Source organism: Phascolarctobacterium sp. (genome assembly GCF_030531065.1).
Lineage (GTDB): Bacteria > Bacillota > Negativicutes > Acidaminococcales > Acidaminococcaceae > Phascolarctobacterium_A.
In genome coordinates, this window is the sequence record NZ_JAUNOQ010000002.1 from 228,195 (window position 1) to 236,767 (window position 8,573).

Below are 8,573 nucleotides of genomic sequence, written 5' to 3' on the forward strand. Positions count from 1 at the left end.
AGGAGGCGACGCGCTATGAAATTTAAAAAGAAAAGTTTAGCCGTTTTCTTAGTCGCAACCTGCTTGTGCTTCGGCGCTTTTGCCGCCGAAGCGCACAGCGACGGCGAAACATATATATTGAAGGAAAATTACAAAACCTTCGCCGCTAACCCAGCCGTAACTTCGCAGAAGGTGCAGTTCCACGACCGTTACGGCAATGTGCTCGTCGGCGATATGTATTACCCCAGCAAAATGAATTTGCAGGAAAAGCACGCCGCTGTTATTGTCGGCCATCCCTACGGCGGCGTTAAGGAGCAATCCTCCGGTCTTTACGCGCAGGAGCTCGCCAGCCGCGGCTTCATTACGCTGGCGTTCGACCTGGCGTACAGCGGCGAAAGCGGCGGCACGCCCCGCCTGACGGTTTCCGCCGAAACTTATGTGGACGATTACAGCGCGGCGGTGGACTTCATGGGCACACGGCCCTTCGTCGACCGCGACCGCATCGGTGTCCTGGGAATTTGCGGTAGCGGCGGCTTCGTAGTGAGCGCCGCTTCCATCGACCCGCGCATGAAGGCCGTCGCCACCGTCAGCATGTACGACATGGGACGCGCCAAACGCCAGGGACTGAACGACGCTATTTCCAAGGAACAGCTCAAGAAAAATTTAGCGGCCATCGCCGAGCAGCGCTGGGCTGAATATGAAGGCGCGGATCCGCGCATCAGCGTCGGCACGCCTAAGAAAATCGACGAAAGCACCTACAACCGCACTTCTGAAGTAACGAAAGAATTTTACGATTACTACCGCACCGAGCGCGGCGAGCATCCGAATTACAAGGGCTTGCGCTACACCAGCGACGCTTCGACGATGAATTTCTTCCCCTTCGCCTTAATCGATTTAATTTCTCCGCGTCCGCTGCTGATGATTGTCGGCGAGAACGCGCACTCCAAATATTTTTCCGACGACGCTTACGCTAAAGCGCAGGAACCCAAAGAGCTTTACGTCGTGAAGAACGCTAACCACTGCGACCTGTACGACCAGACGGATAAGATTCCCTTCGACAAGCTGGAGCAATTCTTCAAGACGAATTTAAAATAACGCGCAGGAGGGAAACGCTGTAAAAATATTTTCCTATTATATAGCAACCTTGTAGTACGCCGAACAGCTCGGCGTAGGCCGCAGGCATTACCGCTTGGTAGAAGTTCAATAAAAATTTGGTAATACAAAATTTATAAGAATCAAGGAGGAACACATCATGTTTGGACTCGGTTTACCGGAATTACTGCTCATTTTAGTTATCGGCTTGGTGTTCTTCGGTCCCGGCAAGCTGCCCGACGTGGGCAAGGCCATCGGCAAAAGTATGCGCGAATTTAAAACCGCGCTGAATACCGACGAACCCGAAGCAAAAAAGGAAAGCGCTAAGGACGAAGCCGTTGCCGCCGAAGCAAAAGAGCAAAAAAATGAAAACGCCGCCCAATAACCGGCAACCCGAATATCCCTGGGAGGTGCAAACCAACGACAGGGATATGAGCCTGACGGAACATTTGCAGGATTTGCGCAGCTGTCTGCTGCGCAGTCTGGCGGCGTGGGCGCTCGCGTCGCTGCTGTGCTTTTACCACGTGCAAAGCATCGTCGATATATTGACGGCGGCGGCAGGCAATTTGTATTACATGCGCCCCGCCGAGGCCTTCATGATTTATATGAAGCTGGCGCTGCTGGGCGGACTGCTCTTAGCCGCGCCGTTCATCCTCTACCAAATCTATCGCTTCGTCAGCCCGGCGCTGACCGCTAGGGAACGGCGCTTCACGCTGATGTGCTTGCCCCTGACTTTAGTTTTGATAATCGTCGGCATGCTCTTTTCCTATAATTTCGTTTTCCCGCGCGGTCTGGAATTTTTCCTTGGCTTTGCAGCGGGCAAGGTCAGCCCGCTTCTGTCCTTGGAAAGCTATCTGGATTTTTTGCTCATGCTCGTCGTGCCCTTCGGCTTCGTCTTTACCCTGCCGCTCGTCGTCCTGCTTTTATGTTACTTGCAGCTCGTCCGCGTGCAAACCTTACAAAAATATCATAAGCATATTATTTTGGCGGCCTTCATTCTTGCTGCTGTGATTACGCCCACGCCGGATATCATTACGCAGAGCCTGCTGGCCTTGCCTATGATCGCACTGTATGAATGCAGCATCCTGCTGGCGAAAATCTTCATTCATGTCTAAAGAGGGGGAATATTTTTATGAAACGACGCGAATTTTTAAAAACTACCGGTTTTTCTTTACTCGGCATGGCGGCAATTTGCCTGGGCTGCGGTTCCAGCACAGCCGCGCCTGCGGCGAACGCCGCGACGACTAATATTACTACGAAAGGAGCAAATGCAACCATGAATAAAACTAACGCTAAGAAAGTCCTCGTCGCTTATTTTTCCTGGAGCGGCAACACCAGAGCTTTGGCTCAGGAAATTCAAAAACAAACCGGCGGCGATTTGTACGAAATCGTTCCGGCAACGGCTTATCCGACAGTTTATAAAGCGACTACCGACCAAGCTAAGCAGGAGCAGCAGGCAGGCGCGCGTCCCGCAATTAAAAATAATCTGCCCAACGTAGCCGACTACGACGTAATCTGCTTGGGCTATCCCAACTGGTGGGGCAGCTTCCCGATGCCCGTGGCGACCTTCGTCGAAAAAGTAAATTTGCAGGGCAAAACCATAGCGCCGTTCTTTACGCACGGCGGCGGCGGCGTGCAGCGTTGCCAAAGCGATTTGGCGAAGCTTGCGCCTAACGCCAACTTTACCGACTACTTGTGCCTGTCCGGCAACAGCGCCCGCAGCGCGTCCGGCGACGTTGCTCAATGGCTGCGCAAGCTGGGTTTATAAGCGAAGAATTTTCCTTTCAACCTCTTGACTTAAAGCGTGCTCTAAGTTGTATGATTAAAATACAGAAAATATAAAGGAGGCACGCATTATGAAACGACGCGAATTTTTAAAAACGGCCGGCTTTGCCGTAGCCGGCGCGGCGGTAGGAGGCTTGCTGGATTTGGATAAAGCGTTTGCGCAAGCGCCGGTCATCGGCAGTACGAAAATAGTGAAGACGGCTCCGGGAGAAGGTTCGCACGCCAAAGTTTATTTTACGAAAAAAATCGACGCGCAGCATTTGATTAAGCTGTACGAAATGATTAACGAAAGCATTTACGGCAAGGTAGCCATTAAGCTGCATACCGGCGAAAAGCACGGCCCCAATATTTTGCCGCGCGATATGGTTAAAGCGTTGCAGCAGCGCATCCCCAACAGCACTATTGTGGAAACCAACACGCTGTACCAGGGCGACCGCTATACTACCGAAGGGCATTTGGAAGCCTTAAAGGTCAACGGCTGGACCTTCTGTCCCGTGGACATCATGGACGCCGAGGGCACGGTTAATCTGCCGGTGCGCGGCGGCAAGCATTTTAAAGAAGTGTCCATGGGCAAGAATATCGTGAATTACGATTCCATGCTGGTGCTGACGCATTTCAAAGGCCACGCGATGGGCGGCTTCGGCGGCTCCATGAAAAATATCGCCATCGGCTGCGCCGACGGACGCATCGGCAAAGCGCAGGTTCACGGCGTCGAGCCCGACAAGCTGCCGGACGATTGGAACGCCTGGCCGTCCAAGGAGCGCCTGATGGAAAACATGGCCGAATCCGCGAAAGCAACTATCGATTTCTTCGGCAAGCACATCGTTTTCATCAACGTGCTGCGCCGTATGTCCGTGGACTGTGACTGCGCGGGCACGAGCGCGGCCGAACCGACGATTCCCGATATCGGCATCTTGGCTTCCACTGATATTCTGGCCATCGACCAAGCCTCTGTAGATTTGGTTTACGCCCAGACGAGCAACCACGATTTAGTGGAGCGCATGGAAAGCCGCCATGGTCTGCATCAGCTGACGGCGATGCGCGAATTGAAAATGGGCAACGATAAATACGAATTGATTGAAGTAGATTGATTTCATGTAAGACATGCTATGGAAAGGAAGCTTGCTATAAGAGCAGGCTTCATTGTCCAAATATATTATAATAGGTGATGAAAATATAAAATGGCTAACGAAAAATTTTCTACAGTCTTTCCCACAGGCGCGAAAAACGACGCTTACGCCCAATATTTCGTCGGGCAAAGCTATTTGAATATGCTGTCGCTAGAGCAGGTAGTTATCGGCAACGTGACCTTCGAGCCCGGCTGCCGCAATAACTGGCACATCCACCACGCCGACAAGGGCGGCGGGCAAATCCTGCTCGTCACCGGCGGTCGCGGCTATTACCAGGAATGGAGCAAGCCCGCCCGCGAGCTGCATCCCGGCGACGTGGTAAACATTCCCGCAGGAGTTAAGCATTGGCACGGCGCCGCGCCCGACAGCTGGTTCGCGCATCTAGCAATCGAAGTTCCCGCTGAAAACGGGCGCAACGAGTGGTGCGAGCCCGTAGCGGACGCAGATTACAGCAAGCTGAAATAACAGGGTAACGCCATGACGATTAAAGAAGTAAGCGAAAAATACCACATTTCGGCAGACACCCTGCGCTATTACGAACGCGTCGGCATGATACCGCCCGTTCCGCGCACCGTCAGCGGCATCCGCAATTACGGCGAGTCCGAATGCGTCTGGATCGAGCTGGTTGTTTGTATGCGCAACGCGGGACTGCCCATCGAAGCGATCATCGAATACGTAAAATTGTGTCAGGTCGGCAGCTCCACAATCGACGCGCGTCTGCAGCTTTTGCAGAAGCAGCGCGACAAGCTGCTTGCCCAGCAGGAAAAAACTACGCAAACTTTAGCGCTGCTGGCTTATAAAATCAGCGTCTACGAGCAAGCCGTAGCCACAGGGCAGCTGCAGTGGACGCGCGAAGGCTCGCGCGCTTACCGCTGGCAACAATAAGCGCAAAAAATTCACAAACGCCAAAAATAAAACCAGTCCACAGTTTTTAATATTGGTAATGCCTGCGCTTGAGCCGCAGGAAAAATACCGTCAACGTCGCGGCCATTACCTCGGCGGCCACGCAGGAAAACCAAATGCCGTCCAATCCGAACCAAAGCGGCAAAATTAGCACTGCGGCGACCTCGAACACTAAAGTTCGCATGAAGGAAATCGTCGCCGAAATAAAACCGTTGTTTAGCGCGGTAAAAAACGACGACGCAAAAATAGCGTAACCGGAAAACAAAAAGCAAAAGGCAAAAATTGCAAAGGCGTGCACGGCGAGCTGCAAAAGGTCGGCGTCGTAGCCTACAAAAATTTGCGCTACCTGACGCGACAGCGTAAACGCCGCCGTGAACATGGCGACGGCAAAGCAGCTTATAACGACTAAGCTTTTACGCAGCAGGCTTTTAAGCTCCTCGTGCCGCCGCGCGCCGTAATTATAACCAATGAGCGGCGCGACGCCGAAGGAATAGCCAATAAACGCCGACGAAAAAACGAAGCTGACGTACATGAGCACGCCGTAAACGGCGACCCCGTCTTCTCCGGCGTAGCGCAGCAACTGCCAATTATACAGCATACCCACGACGGACATAGCGATATTGCTCATCAATTCGGACACGCCGTTGCTGCATACCTTCAACAAAGCGCGTAAGTCAAAAGCAGCGCTGCCCAAGCGCAAAAGGCTACTATTAGGCAAAGCAAAATACAGCAGCGGCAGCAGGCCGCCGACTGTCTGACTGGCAGCAGTCGCCCAAGCTGCGCCTTCCAAGCCCCAGTCAAAACCGATAATAAAGAGGGCGTCTAAAAGGATATTGGCCAGCCCCGCAGCGATAGTCACATATAAGCCCAGCGTCGGTTTTTCGGCAACCGGAAACAAGCACTGAAATTCGTACTGCAAAACGTAAGCTGGAAGCGCCGCTAAAATAATGCGCCCGTAAACGACGCTGTTTTCCAAAAGCTGTCCTTGTGCGCCCAAAGCGGTCGCCAAAGGCCGCAGGAAATATAATCCCAGCGCCGCCAGCAAAACGCCGCAGCCCACGGAGGTATAAATAATGAGAGAGAATAAACGCCGCGCTTTTTCTCCGTGTCCCTCGCCCAAAGTTTTAGCAATCAACGCTCCGCCGCCGCTACCGAAAACGATGCCGAGGGAGCCGAGCATTAAGAGCAAAGGCATAGAAAAATTAACCGCCGTAAACGAATCCTTGCCCACAAAATTAGAAACGAAAAAGCCGTCGACAACGGTGTACAGAGAAGTAAAAATCAACATAATTATCGACGGCACGGCAAAGCGCAGCAATCTGAAATAAGAAAAATGATCCGAAAGCTTAATCTCCATGATTATAATTCCCGCAATTTTTCCTTAACGCCAGTCAGATATCGCCGCGTTAATTCCAAATACAAATCTCTTTCCTCCTGCGTCAATTCGTCCGCAATCTCGTTTTCTTTTTGGATCCAGCGCCGCACTGTGCTTTGCGTAAGCTCGCGTCCTTTTTCCGTCAAAACGACTTGTTTCTTGCGTCCCGAAAAAATTTCCAACCGCACCACGCCCTCCGCTTCCAGCTTGCGCAGCGCGGAATTTATCGTCTGCTTGCTGGCCCACAGCGTAATGTCGCTTAACAAACAGGATCCTCCGCCCAAATATACGTTATACAAAATCAACATCGCGCTGTCCGTCAGGCCAAGCTTGAGCGCTACTTCATGCTGCGCCGCTTCAATTTCTGCGAATACTAAGCAAATCTGCCTATTATAATCGTTAAAAACATCCGCCATTTATTCTCCGCTCCTTTAGTACGAAATCATATATTGTTTTAGCTCCAGTATAGTATTATTTCATACGAAAGTCAAGCGTGTAAAAGTATTACATCAAGCGCCCCTGCCGCAGCCCCCAGCAAACGCAGAAAATTCACAAACGTCTTTGCCAAAACGTACTATAATTAAAGATAGAAAAGCTTTGCGCGCAAGCGTGAAACGCAGGAGGTAGGAAAATGCAAAATATAAACGTATTTGATTATAGCGAAACCATTTTCAAAAGACTGCTGAAGGGCGTGTTCTTAAACACTGCCGCCGACGGCAAGCAAAATTCTATGACCATAGCTTGGGGGCAGTTGGGCTATATGTGCCGTCAGCCCGTCTTCACCGTTTTGGTGCGCCAAAGCCGTTACAGCAAAACGCTTTTGGACGCTAATCCCTATTTTACAATCAGCCTGCCCATCAACGGCGACTTTAGTAAAGCGTTGGGAATTTGCGGTTCAACATCCGGGCGCGACATCGATAAATTTGCCGTTGCCGGCTTGACGCCAATCCCGGCGCAAAGCGTAAACGCTCCCGTTATCAAAGGCTGCGGCCTGCATTTGGAATGCCGCGTTATCGACAGCAACACGCAGGCTCCCGCGCGCTTCGATAAGGAGCTGGCGCAGCGCTTTTACGCCGACAACGATTGGCATACGTATTACACCGGCGTCATTGTCGCCGCTTATTTGGAATAAAGCGGAGCAACAAAAATCTATATATGCAAAAACGGCTGTCAGCTTCAAGCGCCGACAGCCGTTTTATTTTTCACTTATAAATTTTCCGCCATTCCCGGAGGCATACTCCATTCAACGCGCACGCCGGTTTTGCCCCACAGCCGCGTCAGGCTGGTTTTAAAGCTTTCCATGCTTTCCAAGGGCTGTCCAGAACCTACTCTCCAGCCCTGGTACAGACGATCACTAACCTGCAACTCGGGGATATGGTTTATGTGAATGGCTTAAGCTAGCTGAAATACCAGAAATCAAATAACTGCTAATATAATGCGGACATTTACTAAAATGAGAACAAAATCGGTATCATGGGTTGAATCCAAAAAGTGCACAGCATAAACAAAGAAATAACCGTGTGAGTGTTATAGAGTGTTTACGCTAGCGCTGGTTTGTTAGAAGTAATTTTATACCAAAATCTTTATTCTTGAAACAAAATCAAAAATCTTAAAATAAGATTATTAGTTAGACAAATTAGCTATATCGTGTTATGATTATTACGTATTAACGCAAATTCAGAACATAACGTTTTTATGTAAATTAAACCTCCAAACCCTAGATCGACAGCAATTAAAAGTATAATGCCGTGTTTGAAGTGACAAAAGTATTAGCTTAATGTGTCCATCAGTTTTTTGGTTTAATCACATATGGTAGAGCACTTTTCCAAACCGCGTTTTCCAATAACGATTTCTAGATCTTTTTCACGCAATAAAAACAGATGGCGAGCGCAGCAAATTTACATGCTTGAAGTAAGTTACTAGGGACAATATTACATTTAGTCAGAAACCAGCAACGCATACCCTCAAAGTCAATTGAACAACCGATGAAATGAATGCACTTAATATACTTATATTAATATCGTTTACATGTAAGTATTTAAACGAGTACCATCATATAATAGGAAAATAACGAGAGGATGCTTAGTATGAATAGACCTCAATATGTAAATTGGATTGTCCTAGAGGACGGAGTGGTTTTCGAAGATCAACAGCTATTAAACTGTTACAAGCTATCTTATGTCATAGATGATGCTATCCTTGATGACTGGGCGCTTCACATTAGAAGACATTATGTTCTAGATGACGAATTGGTAAAAGACCTGCTAATAAAAGTCAAGTAAAATTTTCATAAGTTTTTAATCTCAAAA

General features: G+C 49.7%; 11 protein-coding genes. 8 read left to right on the top strand and 3 right to left on the bottom strand.

All coding sequences use genetic code 11. The annotated features are described in order from the left end of the window. Positions 1-15 precede the first annotated feature (15 nt). The 7 genes from Q4E64_RS02305 to Q4E64_RS02335 all read left to right on the top strand — a co-directional run bounded on the left by Q4E64_RS02305 (position 16) and on the right by Q4E64_RS02335 (position 4,871). Entirely contained in the window at positions 16-1,074 is a 1,059-nt protein-coding gene (locus Q4E64_RS02305) for an alpha/beta hydrolase (RefSeq protein WP_303166042.1), read from the top strand. Positions 1,075-1,231: 157 nt separating this feature from the next. Beyond that, the gene (locus Q4E64_RS02310) at positions 1,232-1,456 is read left to right on the top strand and encodes a twin-arginine translocase TatA/TatE family subunit (protein ID WP_303166043.1); all 225 of its coding nucleotides are present in this window, start codon (positions 1,232-1,234) and stop codon (positions 1,454-1,456) included. Further along, positions 1,437-2,186 carry a twin-arginine translocase subunit TatC gene (gene tatC, locus Q4E64_RS02315; protein ID WP_303166044.1) on the top strand — a complete coding sequence of 250 codons (750 nt, stop codon included), beginning with the start codon at positions 1,437-1,439 and terminating at the stop codon, positions 2,184-2,186. The genes Q4E64_RS02310 and tatC overlap by 20 nt, the downstream gene beginning before the upstream one ends. 17 nt (positions 2,187-2,203) lie before the next feature. After that, complete coding sequence (locus Q4E64_RS02320; protein ID WP_303166045.1) at positions 2,204-2,839, top strand: flavodoxin; 636 nt, start codon at positions 2,204-2,206, stop codon at positions 2,837-2,839. An 88-nt stretch (positions 2,840-2,927) separates the two neighbouring features. Further along, the gene (locus tag Q4E64_RS02325; protein WP_303166047.1) at positions 2,928-3,947 is read left to right on the top strand and encodes a DUF362 domain-containing protein; all 1,020 of its coding nucleotides are present in this window, start codon (positions 2,928-2,930) and stop codon (positions 3,945-3,947) included. Positions 3,948-4,037: 90 nt separating this feature from the next. Next, positions 4,038-4,451 (top strand): cupin domain-containing protein, encoded by a 414-nt coding sequence (locus tag Q4E64_RS02330; RefSeq protein WP_303166048.1) that lies wholly within the window; start codon positions 4,038-4,040, stop codon positions 4,449-4,451. A 12-nt stretch (positions 4,452-4,463) separates the two neighbouring features. Further along, positions 4,464-4,871, top strand: coding sequence for a MerR family transcriptional regulator (locus Q4E64_RS02335; RefSeq protein WP_303166049.1), 408 nt, complete (start codon positions 4,464-4,466; stop codon positions 4,869-4,871). A gap of 46 nt (positions 4,872-4,917) precedes the next feature. Here Q4E64_RS02335 and Q4E64_RS02340 read toward each other — a convergent pair whose 3' ends face one another. Beyond that, on the bottom strand, positions 4,918-6,246 hold the full coding sequence (locus Q4E64_RS02340; protein ID WP_303166050.1) for an MATE family efflux transporter: 1,329 nt from the start codon (positions 6,244-6,246) through the stop codon (positions 4,918-4,920). A 2-nt stretch (positions 6,247-6,248) separates the two neighbouring features. After that, complete coding sequence (locus Q4E64_RS02345; protein WP_303166051.1) at positions 6,249-6,680, bottom strand: MarR family winged helix-turn-helix transcriptional regulator; 432 nt, start codon at positions 6,678-6,680, stop codon at positions 6,249-6,251. A 215-nt stretch (positions 6,681-6,895) separates the two neighbouring features. Between Q4E64_RS02345 and Q4E64_RS02350 the strand changes: the two genes are divergently transcribed. Then, positions 6,896-7,396, top strand: coding sequence for a flavin reductase family protein (locus Q4E64_RS02350; protein WP_303166052.1), 501 nt, complete (start codon positions 6,896-6,898; stop codon positions 7,394-7,396). Positions 7,397-7,470: 74 nt separating this feature from the next. On the opposite strand, the gene Q4E64_RS02355 is transcribed toward Q4E64_RS02350, so the two are convergent. Continuing rightward, the gene (locus Q4E64_RS02355) at positions 7,471-7,629 is read right to left on the bottom strand and encodes a hypothetical protein (protein WP_303166053.1); all 159 of its coding nucleotides are present in this window, start codon (positions 7,627-7,629) and stop codon (positions 7,471-7,473) included. Positions 7,630-8,573: the final 944 nt, after the last annotated feature.

Bases quoted from the DNA above. Each gene is read 5' to 3' on its own strand.
- Q4E64_RS02330 (WP_303166048.1), top strand. From the start codon at position 4,038: ATGGCTAACGAAAAATTTTCTACAGTCTTTCCCACAGGCGCGAAAAAC.
- tatC (WP_303166044.1), top strand. From the start codon at position 1,437: ATGAAAACGCCGCCCAATAACCGGCAACCCGAATATCCCTGGGAGGTG.
- Q4E64_RS02335 (WP_303166049.1), top strand. From the start codon at position 4,464: ATGACGATTAAAGAAGTAAGCGAAAAATACCACATTTCGGCAGACACC.
- Q4E64_RS02305 (WP_303166042.1), top strand. From the start codon at position 16: ATGAAATTTAAAAAGAAAAGTTTAGCCGTTTTCTTAGTCGCAACCTGC.
- Q4E64_RS02345 (WP_303166051.1), bottom strand. From the start codon at position 6,680: ATGGCGGATGTTTTTAACGATTATAATAGGCAGATTTGCTTAGTATTC.
- Q4E64_RS02325 (WP_303166047.1), top strand. From the start codon at position 2,928: ATGAAACGACGCGAATTTTTAAAAACGGCCGGCTTTGCCGTAGCCGGC.
- Q4E64_RS02340 (WP_303166050.1), bottom strand. From the start codon at position 6,246: ATGGAGATTAAGCTTTCGGATCATTTTTCTTATTTCAGATTGCTGCGC.
- Q4E64_RS02310 (WP_303166043.1), top strand. From the start codon at position 1,232: ATGTTTGGACTCGGTTTACCGGAATTACTGCTCATTTTAGTTATCGGC.
- Q4E64_RS02320 (WP_303166045.1), top strand. From the start codon at position 2,204: ATGAAACGACGCGAATTTTTAAAAACTACCGGTTTTTCTTTACTCGGC.
- Q4E64_RS02350 (WP_303166052.1), top strand. From the start codon at position 6,896: ATGCAAAATATAAACGTATTTGATTATAGCGAAACCATTTTCAAAAGA.